Source organism: Pseudomonas sp. Hz4, from assembly GCF_054898165.1.
In genome coordinates this window covers 4998292-5016039 of sequence record NZ_CM142719.1, presented here as the reverse complement: position 1 = coordinate 5016039, position 17748 = coordinate 4998292, and the positions used below count along the sequence as shown (strand labels likewise).

Here is a 17748-nt window from a genome sequence, read left to right as displayed (position 1 = left end):
CACAGGATAATGCGCATCTTTTTCGGCGGCTCTGCCCTTCGAGCCGGCTGATGCGTTTGCTTGTTTGGCCGCCTTAGCCTGACAACCCTGGAGTGTCTGGTTTGATCGTCTTCCGTTATCTATCCCGCGAAGTCCTGTTGACCTTGAGCGCCGTCAGCGCTGTGCTGCTGGTCATCATCATGAGCGGTCGCTTCATCAAGTACCTCGCCCAGGCGGCCTCTGGCCTCCTGGATCCGGGCTCGCTATTCCTGATCATGGGCTTCCGTCTGCCGGGTTTCCTGCAACTGATTTTGCCTCTGGGCCTGTTTCTCGGAATCCTGCTGGCCTACGGTCGCCTGTACCTTGAAAGTGAAATGACGGTGCTGTCTGCCACCGGCATGAGCCAGCAGCGTCTGTTTACCATGACCCTTTTTCCAGCCACCCTGGTTGCACTGGTGGTGGCATGGCTGAGCCTGAGCCTGGCGCCACAAGGCGCCAATCAATTCCAGTTGCTGTTGAACAAGCAGGATGCCCTGACCGAGTTCGACACCCTGGAACCGGGACGCTTCCAGGCTTTGCGTGACGGCACGCGGGTGACCTACACCGAAACGCTGTCGGATGACCGCGTTAACCTCGGCGGCGTCTTCATTTCGCAAAAGAACGTCTCGTCCGATAAGAAGGACCGTGGAATTTCCGTGCTGGTGGCCGAGAGGGGCCGTCAGGAAATTCGCCCGGACGGTAACCGTTACCTGATTCTCGACAACGGTTATCGCTATGACGGCAATCCAGGCCAGGCCGACTATCGGGCGATCAAATACGACGAGTACGGCGTATTGCTGCCCAAGCCGGACGTCAGTGACGAAGTGACCGACCGTGACGCAATGACCACCGCCTCGTTGCTGGGCAGTGACGACATCCGTTCGCGTACCGAACTGCAATGGCGTCTGTCCTTGCCATTGCTGGTCTTCATCGTGACCTTGATGGCGGTGCCGTTATCGCGGGTCAACCCGCGTCAGGGTCGCTTCCTCAAGCTGCTGCCGGCGATTCTTCTTTATATGGCTTACCTGTCCATCCTGATTGCTGCTCGCGGCGCCCTTGAAAAGGGCAAGATCCCGCCTGCTCTTGGGTTGTGGTGGGTGCATGCAATCTTCCTGGCCATCGGCCTGGGCTTGCTCTATTGGGAACCCTTGCAGCTGAAGATGGCGAGTCGCCGCAGCGCGCAGGAGGTGGCTCGTGGATAAGCTCGATCGCTACATTGGTAGCAGCGTGTTCGTGGCGATTCTGGCGGTACTGGGGATCATTCTTGGTCTGGCAACGTTGTTTGCCTTCATCGACGAGATGGGTGACGTCAGCGATACCTACACCCTGGTTGATGTGTTGAGTTACGTTCTGCTGACGGCCCCGCGACGTCTTTACGACATGTTGCCGATGGCGGCGCTGATCGGCTGCCTGATCGGCCTCGGCAGTCTGGCCAGTCACAGCGAGCTGACCATCATGCGCGCTGCGGGCGTGTCGATCGGGCGAATCGTCTGGGCGGTCATGAAGCCAATGCTGGTCCTGATGGTGGTGGGCGTGTTGATTGGCGAGTACGTGGCGCCGGCGACCGAAAGCACCGCTCAGGCCAACCGCTCGCTGGCTCAGGGCAGTGGTGACGCACAAAGTGCCAAGCACGGTCTGTGGCACCGTCAGGGTGACGAGTTCATTCACGTCAACTCCGTGCAGCCCAATGGTCTGTTGTATGGCGTCACCCGTTATCGCTTCGACAAGGAGCGGCACCTGCTGTCGGCGAGCTTCTCCAAGCGTGCGGAGTTCGACACGGATCACTGGCAGCTGAGCGAAGTCACGACCACGCTGTTCCATGACAAGAGCACTGAAGTGGTGAGCACTCCTGTCGAGCGCTGGGACGTAGCGCTGAGCCCGCAGCTACTCAGCACTGTGGTGATGTCCCCCGATTCGTTGTCGATCAGCGGTCTGTGGGGTTACATCCACTACCTGGCTGACCAGGGCCTGAACAATGGCCGTTACTGGCTGGCATTTTGGGTCAAGGTGTTGCAGCCGTTGGTCACTGCAGCCCTGGTACTGATGGCCATTTCTTTCATCTTCGGTCCGCTGCGCTCGGTGACCCTCGGGCAGCGGGTGTTCACTGGCGTGCTGGTGGGCTTCACTTTCCGCATCGTTCAGGATCTGCTCGGTCCTTCGAGCCTGGTCTTCGGTTTCTCGCCACTGTTTGCGGTACTTGTTCCGGCGGGCGTTTGTGCCTTGGCCGGGGTCTGGTTATTGCGCAGGGCCGGTTGATCACGGGTTTCTACTGACCTTGCTGGCCACTCAAAACGCCCCTGTCGCAAGACCGGGGCGTTTTTGTATCCGCCGTCTGACCTGCGAACGTGACGCTTGCGCCGTGGATCAGGTACAATTCCCGGCTATTTTTCGGCGGGCTATGCCTGCAGCCTTTTTGAGTGTTGATCCGTGAGTGATTTGAGTCATATCCGCAATTTCTCCATCATCGCCCACATTGACCATGGCAAGTCGACGCTGGCCGATCGCTTCATCCAGATGTGTGGCGGCCTTGCCGAGCGCGAAATGGAAGCCCAGGTTCTGGACTCCATGGACCTGGAACGTGAACGCGGGATCACCATCAAGGCCCACAGCGTCACCCTGTATTACACCGCTCGCGATGGCATCAAGTACCAGTTGAACTTCATTGACACCCCGGGCCACGTCGACTTCACCTATGAAGTCAGCCGGTCGCTGGCGGCCTGTGAAGGTGCGTTGCTGGTGGTCGATGCCGGTCAGGGCGTTGAAGCGCAGTCGGTTGCCAACTGCTACACCGCGATTGAGCAGGGCCTGGAAGTCATGCCGGTCCTGAACAAGATCGACCTGCCTCAGGCCGATCCGGACCGCGTCAAAGAAGAAATCGAAAAAATCATCGGTATCGATGCCACCGACGCGGTCGAGTGCAGTGCCAAGACCGGCCAGGGTGTCGACGAAGTGCTCGAGCGCCTGGTCAAGACCATTCCTGCGCCGACCGGCAACTATGAAGATCCGCTGCAAGCGTTGATCATCGATTCCTGGTTCGACAACTACCTGGGCGTTGTTTCCCTGGTGCGCGTGCGCCACGGTCGTGTGAAGAAGGGCGACAAGATCCTGGTTAAATCCACCGGCAAGATCCACTTGGTGGACAGCGTCGGTGTGTTCAACCCGAAACACACCGCCACCGTCGACCTGAAGGCCGGCGAAGTGGGCTTCATCATCGCCGGCATCAAGGACATCCACGGTGCACCGGTGGGTGACACCCTGACCTTGAACACCACGCCAGACGTCGACGTGTTGCCCGGTTTCAAACGCATCCAGCCGCAGGTGTACGCCGGCCTGTTCCCGGTCAGCTCCGACGACTTCGAAGATTTCCGTGAAGCCCTGCAAAAGCTCACGCTCAACGACTCGTCCCTGCAATACACCCCGGAAAGCTCCGACGCCCTGGGCTTCGGTTTTCGTTGCGGGTTCCTCGGCATGCTGCACATGGAAATCATCCAGGAGCGCCTGGAGCGCGAGTACGACCTGGACCTGATCACCACAGCGCCGACGGTAATTTTCGAGCTGTTGCTGAAAACCGGTGAAACGATTTACGTCGACAACCCGTCGAAGCTTCCAGACCTGTCCTCGATCGAGGACATGCGTGAACCCATCGTGCGGGCCAATATTCTTGTGCCGCAAGAGCACCTGGGCAACGTCATTACCCTGTGCATCGAGAAGCGTGGCCTACAGCACGACATGCTGTTCCTCGGTACTCAGGTTCAAGTGACCTACGATTTGCCGATGAACGAAGTGGTTTTGGACTTCTTCGACCGTCTGAAATCCACCAGCCGTGGCTATGCTTCGCTGGATTACCATTTCGATCGTTATCAATCGGCTAATCTGGTGAAACTGGATGTGCTGATCAACGGTGACAAGGTCGACGCCCTGGCGTTGATCGTGCACAAGGATAACGCGCACTACAAAGGTCGCCAGTTGACCGAGAAGATGAAAGAACTGATTCCACGTCAGATGTTCGACGTCGCAATCCAGGCCGCCATTGGCGGGCAGATTATTGCGCGGACCTCTGTCAAGGCGCTCAGAAAGAACGTATTGGCCAAATGCTACGGTGGTGACGTTAGCCGTAAGCGCAAGCTGTTGGAAAAGCAAAAGGCCGGTAAAAAACGCATGAAGCAAGTGGGTAACGTGGAAATTCCACAAGAAGCCTTCCTTGCAGTGCTCAGGTTGGATAGTTAGGTCCTATGTCACTAAATTTCCCGCTGTTGCTGGTCATCGCCGTGTTCGTCTGCGGCCTGTTGGCGTTGCTCGATCTGCTGTTCCTGGCGCCACGGCGCCGGGCTGCCATCAACTCCTATCAGGGGAGTGTCAGCCAGGCTGACATGGTGGTCGTCGAGAAACTGAACAAAGAGCCGCTGCTGGTCGAATACGGCAAGTCGTTCTTCCCGGTGTTGTTCATCGTGCTGGTACTGCGTTCGTTCCTGGTGGAACCGTTCCAGATTCCTTCCGGCTCGATGAAACCGACCCTGGACGTTGGCGACTTCATTCTGGTGAACAAGTTTTCTTACGGGATCCGCTTGCCGGTGATCGACAAGAAAGTCATCGAAGTGGGTGATCCACAGCGCGGCGATGTGATGGTGTTCCGCTTCCCGAGCGACCCGAACGTCAACTACATTAAACGTGTGGTGGGCCTGCCGGGTGACCAGATTCGTTACACCGCCGACAAGCGTCTGTTCGTCAACGGTGAGTCGATTGCCCAACAACTGGTCGGCTCCGAGCCGGGCACGTTGGGCAGCGCTGAGCTCTACAAGGAAAAACTTGGCGTCGCCGAGCACCTGATCCGCAAGGAAATGAGCCGTTACCGCGCAACGCCGGACCATTCGTGGACCGTGCCGGCCGGGCACTACTTCATGATGGGCGACAACCGCGACAACTCGAACGACAGTCGCTACTGGGATGATCCGAGTATTCCCAAGGATCTGCTGGGCATGGTTCCCGACAAGAATATCGTCGGCAAGGCCTTCGCAGTCTGGATGAGCTGGCCGGAACCTAAACTCAGCCACCTGCCGAATTTCTCGCGGGTTGGCCTGATCAAGTAATCACACACGGCGCTGTTGAACACAGCGCCGAATGCATTTCTGGAGTCGACACAATCGGCGCCAGTAGCATGAAAACAATGATATTCAGGACGTAATTTTTGAACACAGCGTTAATTGTCCCAAGCCTGCGCCGCATTACGGCGATGGCGGTGGAATCCAACCACGAACTCAGCGTGGGTAAACCGTGAGCGTCTCCTTAAGCCGTCTCGAGCGTCAGCTCGGCTACACCTTCAAGGATCAGGAACTGATGGTCCTGGCCCTGACTCACCGCAGCTTTGCCGGGCGTAACAACGAACGCCTGGAATTCCTCGGTGATGCCATCCTTAACTTCGTCGCTGGCGAGGCGCTGTTCGATCGCTTCCCGTTGGCCCGCGAAGGCCAGTTGTCGCGTTTGCGCGCACGCCTGGTGAAAGGCGAGACCCTGGCCGTACTGGCCCGCGGTTTCGATCTGGGCGAATACCTGCGCCTGGGTTCCGGTGAATTGAAAAGCGGCGGTTTCCGTCGCGAGTCGATTCTGGCCGATGCCCTTGAAGCGCTGATCGGTGCGATCTACCTGGACGCCGGCATGGACATGGCACGCGAACGCGTGCTGGCCTGGCTGACCGGGGAGTTCGAAGGCCTGACACTGGTCGACACCAACAAAGATCCAAAAACCCGCCTGCAAGAGTTCCTGCAGTCGCGGGGTTGTGAGCTGCCGCGTTACGAAGTGGTGGATATCCAGGGTGAGCCGCATTGCCGGACGTTCTTCGTCGAATGTGAAATCACCTTACTGAATGAAAAAAGCCGAGGTCAGGGTGTGAGTCGTCGTATTGCCGAACAGGTAGCGGCCGCCGCAGCACTGATTGCCCTGGGCGTGGAGAATGGCCATGACTGATTCAACTGCAACTCGCTGTGGCTATGTCGCCATCGTCGGCCGTCCCAACGTGGGCAAGTCCACGCTGCTGAACCACATCCTCGGTCAGAAGCTGGCGATCACCTCGCGCAAGCCTCAGACCACTCGTCACAACATGCTCGGCATCAAGACCGAAGGCACCGTGCAGGCGATCTACGTCGACACGCCCGGCATGCACAAAGGTGGCGAGAAAGCTCTGAACCGCTACATGAACAAGACCGCTTCGGCGGCGTTGAAAGACGTCGACGTGGTGATCTTCGTGGTTGACCGCACCAAGTGGACCGACGAAGACCAGATGGTCCTCGAACGCGTTCAATACGTGACCGGCCCGCTGATCGTGGCGCTGAACAAAACTGACCGCATCGAAGACAAATCCGAGCTGATGCCGCACCTGACCTGGTTGCAGGAACAGTTGCCGAACGCGCAAATCATGCCGATCTCGGCCCAGCACGGGCACAACCTCGAAGCGCTGGAGCGTGTGATTGCCGGTTACCTGCCGGAAAACGATCACTTCTTCCCGGAAGACCAGATCACTGACCGCAGCAGCCGCTTCCTCGCCGCTGAACTGGTGCGCGAGAAAATCATGCGCCAGATGGGCGCCGAGCTGCCGTACCAGATCACCGTCGAAATCGAAGAGTTCAAGCAGCAGGGCAAAACCCTGCACATCCATGCCTTGATCCTCGTTGAGCGCGACGGCCAGAAGAAAATCATCATTGGCGACAAGGGCGAGCGCATCAAACGTATCGGCACCGAGGCGCGCAAGGACATGGAACTGCTGTTCGACTCCAAGATCATGCTCAATCTTTGGGTGAAAGTGAAAGGCGGCTGGTCCGACGACGAGCGCGCCTTGCGTTCGCTGGGTTACGGCGACCTGTAATACTCGGTTCCTGTTACACCGAAGTACCCTGTGGGAGCGAGCTTGCTCGCGATACCGGTCTGCCAGTCAACATCAATGTTGAATGTCAGGTCCTCATCGCGAGCAAGCTCGCTCCCACATTGGTTTTGGGTAGTTTATAAATCTGTGCTGACTCATTGAGAACGCTGACTTCCATGTCCCAAACCCATCCCATCGGCCAACCCGCCTTCGTGCTTCACAGCCGCGCCTACCGCGAAAACAGCGCGTTGGTGGATTTCCTCACGCCGCAAGGTCGGCTGCGGGCGGTATTGCGTAGTGCGCGGGGCAAGGCCGGGACATTGGCCCGACCGTTCGTGCCGCTGGAAGTGGAGTTTCGGGGGCGGGGTGAGCTGAAGAACGTTGGTCGAATGGAAGCCGCCGGTGTTTCAACCTGGCTCAACGGTGAGGCTTTGTTCAGCGGCCTCTACCTCAATGAACTGCTGATCCGCCTGTTGCCCGCCGAAGACCCGCACCCTGGCGTGTTTGATCACTACGCCGCGACCCTGCTTGCGCTGGCCGAGGGCCGTCCGCTGGAACCGTTGTTGCGTTCCTTCGAATGGCGGCTGCTTGACGACTTGGGTTACGGCTTTGCCCTGACCATTGACGTCCACGACGAGCCCATCGCGCCGGACGGTCTCTATCGTTTGCAAGTGGATGCGGGGCTCGAACGGGTCTACCTGCTGCAACCCGGACTGTTCAATGGCACCGAGCTGTTGGCCATGGCCGATGCAGATTGGTCAGCCCCAGGCGCGCTATCGGCAGCCAAGCGATTGATGCGTCAGGCATTGGCCGTTCATCTGGGCGGCCGTCCCTTGGTCAGTCGCGAGTTGTTTCGCAAGCCGTAGGGTCTGTTGACGCTTGGTGGTGGCCGCGATGGGCGCCCATCGCGGCCATCACCAAGCGTCAACAGACCCTATCTCCCCGTGTATGCTGTGCGCCGAACTTTTCCATTTTCAGGAGCGCTTCCGTGACCACCAGCAATCGCATTCTTCTTGGCGTGAACATCGACCACGTTGCCACCCTGCGTCAGGCCCGGGGCACGCGCTATCCGGATCCGGTCAAGGCAGCACTGGACGCGGAAGAGGCGGGCGCTGACGGCATCACCGTGCACCTGCGCGAAGACCGTCGGCACATTCAAGAGCGCGACGTGCTGCTGCTCAAGGATGTACTGCAAACCCGCATGAACTTCGAAATGGGCGTTACCGAAGAGATGATGGTGTTCGCCGAGCGGATTCGTCCGGCGCATATTTGCCTGGTGCCGGAAACCCGTCAGGAGCTGACGACTGAAGGCGGCCTGGACGTGGCGGGGCAGGAAGTCCGGATTAGAGCAGCGGTGGATCGCCTGTCAAAGATCGGCTGTGAAGTGTCGCTGTTCATTGATGCTGACGAGCGGCAGATCGAAGCGTCCCGTCGTGTCGGCGCGCCCGCCATCGAGCTCCATACCGGTCGTTACGCCGATGCCGAGACGCCGACCGAAGTGGCTGAAGAGCTCAAGCGTGTGGCGGATGGCGTTGCGTTTGGTCTGGCTCAAGGCCTGATCGTCAATGCCGGCCATGGTTTGCACTATCACAACGTTGAAGCGGTCGCGGCGATCAAGGGCATCAACGAACTGAACATCGGCCATGCGCTGGTGGCGCATGCGTTGTTTGTCGGGTTCAAGTCGGCTGTTTCGGAGATGAAGGCATTGATCCTGGCCGCGGCTTTGAAAGGCTAAGATGATCGTTCCCACGCTCTGCGTGGGAATGCCGCCGGGGACGCTCCGCGTTCCGCTTCAAGAGCTGACGCAGAGCGTCAGAGGATGCATTCCCACGCAGAGCGTGGGAACGATCAGTGTCAGAGCTGTGGGGTTTCCTGATTCGGCTTGGTCTTGTCGACCCCCGGCACATGCAAGTTGCCCTCAGCGACCTGATTGCCTTCAAGTTGCGGCTGCGTTACCCACGTCAGGATGTCGTAGTAGCGGCGGATGTTCGCCACGAAGTGAACGGGTTCGCCGCCACGGGCGTAGCCGTAACGAGTTTTGCTGTACCACTTCTTCTCTGACAAACGCGGCAGGATCTTCTTCACGTCCAGCCACTTGTCCGGGTTCAATCCTTCCTTGGCCGCCAGTTTGCGTGCGTCATCCAGGTGACCGCTGCCAACGTTGTAGGCCGCCAGTGCAAACCATGTGCGATCCGGTTCCTGAATCGACTCATCCAGCTGATCCTTCATCTGGGCCAGGTATTTGGCGCCGCCCATGATGCTTTGTTTGGGGTCCAGTCGATTGGAGACGCCCATGGCCTGCGCGGTGTTCTGGGTCAGCATCATCAGGCCGCGCACGCCGGTCTTCGACGTGACGGCCGCTTGCCATAACGATTCCTGATAGCCGACCGCGGCCAGCAGGCGCCAATCGACTTTCTCTTTCTTGGCGTACGCCTTGAAGTGCTGTTCGTATTTGGGCAGCCGTTGCTGCAAGTGTTGGGCGAAGGTATAGGCGCCCACGTAACCGAGAACATCGACGTGCCCGTAATAGCGGTCTTTCAGGCGTTGCAGGGTGCCGTTCTTCTTCACCTTGTCGAGGTAGGCGTTGATCTCGTTGAGCAAGCTGTTGTCGTCGCCAGAGGCCACGGCCCAGCTCTGGTTGCTGGCGTCACCAAGGTCGAAGGCTACCCGCACCTTGGAGAAGTAGACCTGATTCATCGCCACTTCGTTTGAGTCGACCAGGGTCAGATCAATCTGACCTTCATCGACCATCCGCAGCAGGTCGACGACTTCAACAGCGTCGGACTCTTCGTAATCAATGCCGGGGTATTTCTTTTTCAGCTCCGCCAACTGCTCAGCGTGGGTGCTGCCCTTGAGCACCATGATCTTCTTGCCCACCAGATCCTTCGCATCGGTGGGCCGCGATTGGCCGTTGCGATAGATGATCTGCGGGGTGACTTCGAGATAGGAGTGGGAAAACCGAACCTGCTTTTTGCGTACTTCGCTGCTGACCAGGCCGGCAGCAGCGATCACTGGGCCGTTGAGTTTGCCCACCTGATTGAACAGGTCGTCGAGGTTGTCGGCGGTTTCGATTTTGAGTTCCACCCCCAGATCGTCGGCGAAGCGCTTCACCAGCTCGTATTCGAAGCCGGTTTCACCGTTGCGATCCTGAAAGTAGGTGGCGGGGCTGTTACGGGTAACCACCCGCAGCACGCCATCCTCCTTTACGCGCTCCAGCGTGTTGGGTTTATCAACACAGCCACTGAGCATCAGGAAGAGTCCGGTTGCGATCAGCCATTTGGCGTACCGCGGACGCAAAGCCGTTGGGGAAAACATTTGCGCAGTATACGCAAAGGACCACGAGCGCCATATCTCGACAGCGAAGGGCTTGTCTGCTAGAGAGCGATAAACCCGCGTGGAGCCCGCAGGAATGGGCTCGGACGCTAATGTGTGACGGCAAAAATAACCCCTGGCACTCCCTTGTTTCAGGCCCAAACACCCGGCCCGACGCCCGGGTGTAGCCGCCCGTACCGTTTCGGGTGATGTCGCGGGCTGTTTAGGCTAGAATGCACGGCCTCAAAGCACACCCCTTCCCGAGGCTGTCCCGAAGATGTTGATCCTGCGCGGCGCTCCTGCCCTTTCTGCCTTTCGCCACAGCAAACTCCTTGAGCAACTGAGCCAGAAAGTCCCGGCTGTCAGCGGCTTGTATGCTGAATTCGCTCACTTCGCCGAAGTCACCGGCGTCCTGACCGGCGACGAACAGCAGGTGCTCGCGCGCCTTCTGAAGTACGGCCCAAGTGTTCCAGTCCAGGAGCCGACCGGTCGTCTGTTCCTGGTGTTGCCTCGTTTCGGCACCATCTCGCCATGGTCCAGCAAAGCCAGCGACATCGCTCGCAACTGCGGGCTGACGAAAATCCAGCGCCTGGAACGCGGCATTGCGTTCTACGTCGCCGGCCAGTTCAGCGACGCCCAAGCGCAGCTGATCTGCGATGCGCTGCATGACCGCATGACCCAGATCGTATTGGGCAACCTCGAACAAGCCGCCGGCCTGTTCAGCCACGCCGAGCCGAAGCCGCTGACCGCGATCGACATCTTGGGTGGCGGCCGCGCCGCGCTGGAAAAGGCCAACACCGAGCTGGGCCTGGCCCTGGCCGAAGACGAAATCGACTACCTGGTCAACGCCTTCGTCGGCCTGAAGCGCAACCCGCATGACATCGAATTGATGATGTTCGCCCAGGCGAACTCCGAGCACTGCCGTCACAAGATCTTCAACGCCAGTTGGGACATCGACGGTCAGAGCCAGGAAAAAAGCCTGTTCGGCATGATCAAGAACACCTACGTGATGCACAGCGAAGGCGTGCTGTCGGCTTACAAGGACAACGCTTCGGTGATCGTCGGTAACATCGCCGGCCGTTTCTTCCCGGACCCTGAAACCCGTCAGTACGGCGCGGTGCAGGAACCGGTGCACATCCTGATGAAAGTCGAAACTCACAACCACCCGACCGCGATTGCCCCGTTCCCGGGCGCGTCCACCGGCTCCGGCGGCGAGATTCGCGACGAAGGCGCTACCGGTCGCGGCGCCAAGCCAAAAGCTGGCCTGACCGGTTTCACCGTATCGAACTTGCTGATCCCTGGCTTCGAACAGCCGTGGGAAGTGCCATACGGCAAACCTGAGCGCATTGTTACCGCGCTGGACATCATGATCGAAGGCCCACTGGGTGGCGCCGCGTTCAACAACGAATTCGGTCGTCCGGCCTTGACCGGTTATTTCCGTACCTTCGAACAGTCGATCACCACCCCGCGTGGCGACGAAGTTCGCGGTTACCACAAGCCGATCATGCTGGCCGGCGGTATGGGTAACATCCGTGCCGAACACGTGCAGAAAGGCGAGATCACTGTTGGCTCCAAGCTGATCGTGCTCGGCGGCCCGGCGATGCTGATCGGTCTCGGTGGCGGCGCGGCTTCCTCGATGGCCACCGGCACCAGCTCGGCGGACCTGGACTTCGCTTCGGTTCAGCGCGAAAACCCGGAAATGGAACGTCGCTGCCAGGAAGTCATCGACCGTTGCTGGCAGTTGGGTGAACACAACCCGATCAGCTTCATCCATGACGTGGGCGCGGGCGGTCTGTCCAACGCCTTCCCGGAACTGGTCAACGACGGCAACCGTGGCGGTCGCTTCGAACTGCGCAACATTCCAAACGACGAGCCGGGCATGGCCCCGCACGAAATCTGGAGTAACGAATCCCAGGAACGCTACGTTCTGGCGGTCGGCCCGGCTGACTTCGAACGCTTCCAGGCGATCTGCGAACGTGAGCGTTGCCCGTTTGCCGTCGTCGGCGAAGCCACTGCCGAGCCGCAACTGACGGTCACCGACAGCCACTTCGGCAACAGCCCGGTGGACATGCCACTCGAAGTGCTGCTGGGCAAAGCCCCGCGCATGCACCGTTCGGCCGTTCGCGAAAACGAACTGGGCGACGACTTCGATCCAAGCACGCTGGAAATTGCAGACTGCGTCGAGCGCGTTCTGCATCACCCGGCCGTGGCCAGCAAAAGCTTCCTGATCACCATCGGCGACCGCACCATCACCGGCCTCGTTGCCCGTGATCAGATGGTCGGCCCGTGGCAGGTTCCGGTGGCCGACGTTGCCGTCACCGCGACCAGCTTCGACGTTTACACCGGTGAAGCCATGGCCATGGGCGAGCGCACTCCGCTGGCACTGCTGGACGCTCCGGCGTCAGGTCGCATGGCCATCGGCGAAACCCTGACCAACATCGCGGCTTCGCGCATTAACAAGATCTCCGACATCAAACTGTCGGCGAACTGGATGTCCGCCGCCGGCCACCCGGGTGAAGACGCGCGTCTGTACGACACCGTGAAAGCGGTCGGCATGGAACTGTGCCCTGAGCTGGGCATCACCATTCCGGTGGGCAAGGACTCCATGTCCATGGCCACCCGATGGAACGACGAAGGCGTCGACAAGACCGTGACGTCGCCGATGTCCCTGATCGTGACCGGTTTCGCGCCTGTGGCTGACATCCGTCAGACCCTGACGCCGGAGCTGCGCATGGACAAGGGCACCACCGACCTGATCCTGATCGATCTGGGCCATGGCCAGAACCGCATGGGCGCCTCGATCCTGGCCCAGGTTCACGGCAAGCTCGGCTCGCAAGCGCCGGACGTTGACGATTCCGAAGACCTCAAAGCCTTCTTCGCGGTGATCCAGGGCCTCAACGCCGACGGTCACCTGCTGGCTTACCACGACCGTTCCGACGGTGGTCTGCTGACCAGCGTGGTGGAAATGGCCTTCGCCGGTCACTGCGGCCTGAGCCTGAACCTCGACGGTCTGGCAGAAACCTCCGCCGACATCGCCGCGATCCTGTTCAACGAAGAACTGGGCGCCGTGATTCAGGTTCGCCAAGACGCCACCCCGGACATCCTCGCGCAGTTCAGCGCGGCCGGTTTGGGTGACTGCGTTTCGGTGGTCGGTCAGCCGATGAACAACGGCCAGATCAACATCACCTTCAACGGCGAAACCGTGTTCGAAGGTCAGCGTCGCCTGCTGCAACGTCAGTGGGCTGAAACCAGCTACCAGATCCAGCGTCTGCGTGATAACGCCGACTGCGCCGAGCAAGAATTCGACGTGCTGCTGGAAGAAGACAACCCGGGCTTGAGCGTCAAGCTGAGCTACGACGTCAACCAAGACGTCGCCGCGCCTTACATCAAGAAAGGCATTCGCCCACAAGTTGCCGTATTGCGTGAGCAGGGCGTCAACGGTCAAGTGGAAATGGCGGCCGCGTTCGACCGCGCCGGTTTCAATGCGATCGACGTGCACATGAGCGACATTCTGGCCGGACGTGTCGACCTGAACGAGTTCAAAGGTCTGGTGGCCTGCGGCGGTTTCTCCTACGGCGACGTACTGGGCGCCGGCGAAGGCTGGGCCAAGTCCGCGCTGTTCAACAGCCGCGCTCGCGATGCGTTCCAGGGCTTCTTCGAACGTAACGACAGCTTCACCCTCGGCGTGTGCAACGGTTGCCAGATGATGTCCAACCTGCATGAGCTGATTCCGGGCAGCGAGTTCTGGCCGCACTTTGTGCGTAACCGTTCCGAGCAGTTCGAAGCGCGTGTGGCGATGGTTCAGGTTCAGGAGTCGAACTCGATCTTCCTGCAGGGCATGGCCGGTTCGCGCATGCCGATCGCCATCGCTCACGGTGAAGGTCATGCCGAGTTCGCCAGCGAAGAAGCGTTGCTGGAAGCCGATCTGTCGGGTTGCGTGGCGATGCGTTTCGTCGACAACCATGGCAAGGTCACCGAAAACTACCCGGCCAACCCGAACGGCTCGCCGCGCGGGATTACCGGTTTGACCAGCCGCGACGGTCGCGTGACGATCATGATGCCGCACCCGGAGCGTGTGTTCCGCGCGGTGCAGAACTCGTGGCGTTCGGAAGACTGGAACGAAGACGCACCTTGGATGCGTATGTTCCGTAATGCTCGCGTGTGGGTGAACTAAGCGCTGTGTATAAACTCAGTTTTTTTGTTCCGGCCAGTCATGTCGAGGTGGTCAAAAGCGCGGTGTTCGCCGCGGGTGGTGGGCGGATCGGGGCTTATGATCACTGCGCATGGCAGGTGTTGGGTCTGGGTCAGTTTCGGCCTTTGGATGGCAGTCAGCCGTTTATGGGTGAAGCGGGGCAGGTCGAGCAGGTTGAGGAATGGAAGGTTGAGCTTGTGGTCAGTGATGCGTTGATTCGCTCTGTGGTGGTGGCTCTGAAGCAGAGCCATCCCTACGAGACGCCGGCTTATGAAGTGTGGCGGTTGGAGGATTTCTGATCTTGCCGACCGCTGAAATGAGAAACCCGCTGAATGAGCGTTCAGCGGGTTTTTTGTTGTTCGGGATTTAATAACGGCTACATCGCTCGAGGAAATGTCCGACAACCTTTTCAGGTTGTCCGTCGGAAGTGCCAAGTCCAGCCTTTGTCCATCACAAACACTTCAATCCACTTGAGGTTCAAAGATGGAATTGCCGGACGCAATTACTCCCAGGGTTAACTCGAACACCGCGCTTGGGCAGGCGCTAATTTCGATGTTCAAATCCGTCGAGTTAGAACTAGTCGGTGAGCGGGCAGAGCCAGGGGCGGTCAAGGTTATCGTGTTCGGAGGGTGCGCCGTTCACCTCTACACTCATCACCGCGTGTCAACTGATGTTGACGCTGAGATTTACTATGCAAATCTCCCACAGAGTCTTCACCTGCAGACCTTGCTCGCAGAAGTACCTGAACAATTTGTTGATGAGCAATCCGGCCGGTTGATGGAGCTGAACTACGATCTTCAATACAACACCAGCTTCGGTCCAATTCATGAAGACTACTGGGAACGGAGTCTTCCCCTTGCAGATTTCTCCGTAGAGTCACCGCTGCATGTCCATATTGCTGCTCCTGTCGACATCGCAATATCCAAACTAGGTAGAGCGACAGACCAGGATATTGGCGACGTCATGGCGCTGCTCCGGGCGGGTTTTATACTGACCACTGAACTCCGTCGTCTGGCATTGCAGGCAATTGATGTATATGTTGGCAACAAAGAGCCACCGACCTCCGTTCTCACCAATATCTTGCAAGATTACCTGGAGACTACAGATGGCGACGCCCCATAGCGGCCACGTCCTCTCATCCGCCTTGGACACCTTGGTCAAAAAACCTTTGAATCAAGCAGATGACGCTGTGCTGGTGCGCGCAGCTAAAGTTGTCTGGTATTCGAAGGATGACCTTGTGAGTGAAGTCGAAGCCTTCCTGAGTCTTCACGCTGACGAGCTCGAAGTTCGCCGCGCAGGTTATTTGCTCGAGCGGTTCACGCGCTTTGCATGTGTTTCTGATAGCCGTGTCTTGGAAGCCTTCGGCGCTCTTAAGCTTTTTTTACGCTCGACGTCCAGACTGGAAGTGAGGTCGCAGGTAGCGACTGTTCCGCTTCGCAAGCGCCGCGATGAGCTCGCGGCTTCTTGGGGGCTGAGTGAGGGGCTTGGTCTTAAGGCTCAGACTCTCATGCCTTTCCAGACTCGACATTACGAAGCTGAGCAGCACGCCACGTCTGCTTGAGTTTATGTGGTACTACGCCGAACCATTGTGGGAGCGAGCTTGCTCGCGATGACTGATTGTCAGGCAGCCAAGATCTAAACCTTGGCACTCACTTCACTACGATTAACCAACGCCTCCAGCGCCCCACTCAAACTCGGCGCCTTATCGCCAATCAACAAATGCCAAACCCCACCGTCCAACTGGCTGACACCCTGGCAACCCAGCGTCTTCAAATCACACTCCGACAACGCCTTGTCATCCGCCAGTTGCAGCCGGATCCGGGTCATGGCGATGCAATCCATCTGCAGCACGTTCTCGCCACCGCCCAACGCATTCAGCCATTGCTGCGCTTGCGGCGTTGTCACCGCAGCCGGTTGCGGCGCATCGACAGCCGCCGCGGGGGAGGACACGACTGCGCGGCCCAAAGCCGGCATCGCCAACCGAATCTCATCCGCAATGCTGTCCGCCATCGGCCCGACCACCACCTGCAAACTCCCGCCCTTGCCCGGCCGCACAACCGCCATTGCACCCAGCGCTTTCAGCTCCGTATCGTTTGCCTTGTTGCGATCCACCATGTCCAACCGCAGCCGAGTAGTGCAAGCGCCCACGGTGATCAAATTCTGCGCACCACCCAGCGCCTTGATGTAAGCCCCGGCTCGCTCATTCTCGGCGATCACAACCTTGTCGCCCGTCGACACCTCTTCGCGCCCCGGCGTCTTGAGGTTGAAGCGGCGGATACAGAAATCAAACACGGCGTAGTAGATCACCGCATACACCAGCCCGACCGGTATCACCAACCAGCCGTTGGTGGATTTACCCCAGCCGAGAATCATGTCGATGAAGCCACCGGAAAACGTAAACCCGAGGTGAATGTTCAGCAGGTTGGTGATCGCCATCGACAGGCCAGTCAGCAACGCATGCACTAGATAAAGCAGCGGCGCGAGGAACATGAAGGCGAATTCGATCGGTTCCGTCACACCCGTTAAAAACGACGTCAGCGCCATCGACAGGAAGATCCCGCCCATGACCTTGCGGCGCTCCGGCAAGGCATTGCGGTACATCGCCAGGCACGCGGCGGGCAGACCAAAGATCATCATCGGGAACATACCGGTCATGAACTGGCCGCCCTTCGGGTCGCCGGCGAAGTAGCGCGACAGGTCGCCGGTGACGATGGCGCCCGTGGTCGGGTCGGTGAAGTTGCCGAAGACGAACCACGCCATGTTGTTGAGGATGTGATGCAGCCCGGTGACGATCAGCAGGCGGTTGAACACGCCGAAGACGAACGCGCCGAAGCTGCCGCTCTCCATCATCAACGTGCCGAAGCTGTTGATGCCGTGCTGGATCGGTGGCCAGATCAGGCCGAAGATTACGCCGAGGCCGACGGCGGCGAACCCGGTGACAATCGGCACGAAGCGCCGGCCACCAAAGAACGCCAGGTATTCCGGAAGCTTGATGTCCTTGAAGCGGTTGTACAGCGCGCCGGCCATCAGGCCGCTGACGATGCCGGCAAGCATGCCCATGTTGATGCTCGCGTCGAGCACCTTGAGGGTGGAGATCATCACCAGGTAGCCAATCACTCCGGCGAGGCCTGCCGTGCCGTTGTTGTCCTTGGCGAAACCGACCGCGATGCCGATGGCGAAGATCATCGCCAGGTTGGCGAAGATCACCTGGCCGGCGTCGTGAATGATCGCGATGTTCAGCAGGTCGGTGTCACCCAAACGCAGCAACAGACCGGCAATCGGCAGGATCGCGATCGGCAGCATCAGCGCGCGGCCGAGGCGCTGCAGGCCTTCGATGAAGTATTGGTACATGGCGGTTCTCCCTGTGTTCTTT

Annotated in this window: 14 protein-coding genes; 12 read left to right on the top strand and 2 right to left on the bottom strand. The window is 59.1% G+C overall.

Annotated features, from left to right (window positions below; all coding sequences use genetic code 11):
* The first annotated feature begins 101 nt into the window (after positions 1 to 101).
* The 8 genes from lptF (at position 102) to pdxJ (ending at position 8606) form a co-directional block, all read left to right on the top strand.
* On the top strand, positions 102 to 1220 hold the full coding sequence (gene lptF / locus ACYZTR_RS23015) for an LPS export ABC transporter permease LptF (RefSeq protein ID WP_449643005.1): 1119 nt from the start codon (positions 102 to 104) through the stop codon (positions 1218 to 1220).
* Positions 1213 to 2274, top strand: coding sequence for an LPS export ABC transporter permease LptG (lptG, locus tag ACYZTR_RS23010; protein ID WP_461974099.1), 1062 nt, complete (start codon positions 1213 to 1215; stop codon positions 2272 to 2274). The genes lptF and lptG overlap by 8 nt, the downstream gene beginning before the upstream one ends.
* 171 nt (positions 2275 to 2445) lie before the next feature.
* Positions 2446 to 4245, top strand: a complete 1800-nt coding sequence (lepA, locus tag ACYZTR_RS23005) for a translation elongation factor 4 (RefSeq protein WP_461974097.1) — start codon at positions 2446 to 2448, stop codon at positions 4243 to 4245.
* Between the two features lie 5 nt (positions 4246 to 4250).
* A complete protein-coding gene (gene lepB, locus ACYZTR_RS23000; protein WP_461974095.1) occupies positions 4251 to 5105 on the top strand; it encodes a signal peptidase I in 855 nt (284 codons plus the stop codon).
* A gap of 184 nt (positions 5106 to 5289) precedes the next feature.
* On the top strand, positions 5290 to 5979 hold the full coding sequence (gene rnc, locus ACYZTR_RS22995; RefSeq protein ID WP_282382559.1) for a ribonuclease III: 690 nt from the start codon (positions 5290 to 5292) through the stop codon (positions 5977 to 5979).
* On the top strand, positions 5972 to 6874 hold the full coding sequence (gene era / locus ACYZTR_RS22990) for a GTPase Era (RefSeq protein WP_461974093.1): 903 nt from the start codon (positions 5972 to 5974) through the stop codon (positions 6872 to 6874). The genes rnc and era overlap by 8 nt, the downstream gene beginning before the upstream one ends.
* A 173-nt stretch (positions 6875 to 7047) precedes the next feature.
* Entirely contained in the window at positions 7048 to 7737 is a 690-nt protein-coding gene (gene recO / locus ACYZTR_RS22985; protein WP_461974091.1) for a DNA repair protein RecO, read from the top strand.
* A 122-nt stretch (positions 7738 to 7859) separates the two neighbouring features.
* A complete protein-coding gene (gene pdxJ, locus ACYZTR_RS22980) occupies positions 7860 to 8606 on the top strand; it encodes a pyridoxine 5'-phosphate synthase (RefSeq protein ID WP_461974089.1) in 747 nt (248 codons plus the stop codon).
* A gap of 119 nt (positions 8607 to 8725) precedes the next feature.
* Here the strand turns inward: pdxJ and mltF are convergent, their stop codons facing one another.
* A complete protein-coding gene (gene mltF, locus ACYZTR_RS22975) occupies positions 8726 to 10186 on the bottom strand; it encodes a membrane-bound lytic murein transglycosylase MltF (RefSeq protein ID WP_461974087.1) in 1461 nt (486 codons plus the stop codon).
* Positions 10187 to 10460: 274 nt separating this feature from the next.
* Here mltF and purL point away from each other — a divergent pair, with 274 nt between their 5' ends.
* From purL to ACYZTR_RS22955, 4 genes are all read left to right on the top strand, one after another.
* Positions 10461 to 14357 carry a phosphoribosylformylglycinamidine synthase gene (purL, locus tag ACYZTR_RS22970; RefSeq protein ID WP_461974085.1) on the top strand — a complete coding sequence of 1299 codons (3897 nt, stop codon included), beginning with the start codon at positions 10461 to 10463 and terminating at the stop codon, positions 14355 to 14357.
* A 5-nt stretch (positions 14358 to 14362) separates the two neighbouring features.
* Complete coding sequence (locus ACYZTR_RS22965; RefSeq protein WP_461974083.1) at positions 14363 to 14674, top strand: NGG1p interacting factor NIF3; 312 nt, start codon at positions 14363 to 14365, stop codon at positions 14672 to 14674.
* Between the two features lie 184 nt (positions 14675 to 14858).
* Entirely contained in the window at positions 14859 to 15497 is a 639-nt protein-coding gene (locus tag ACYZTR_RS22960) for a DUF6036 family nucleotidyltransferase (RefSeq protein ID WP_461974080.1), read from the top strand.
* Positions 15481 to 15936 (top strand): hypothetical protein, encoded by a 456-nt coding sequence (locus tag ACYZTR_RS22955; RefSeq protein WP_461974078.1) that lies wholly within the window; start codon positions 15481 to 15483, stop codon positions 15934 to 15936. Before ACYZTR_RS22960 ends, ACYZTR_RS22955 begins: the two co-directional genes overlap by 17 nt.
* 74 nt (positions 15937 to 16010) lie before the next feature.
* Here the strand turns inward: ACYZTR_RS22955 and nagE are convergent, their stop codons facing one another.
* Positions 16011 to 17726, bottom strand: a complete 1716-nt coding sequence (gene nagE / locus ACYZTR_RS22950) for an N-acetylglucosamine-specific PTS transporter subunit IIBC (protein ID WP_461974076.1) — start codon at positions 17724 to 17726, stop codon at positions 16011 to 16013.
* Positions 17727 to 17748: the final 22 nt, after the last annotated feature.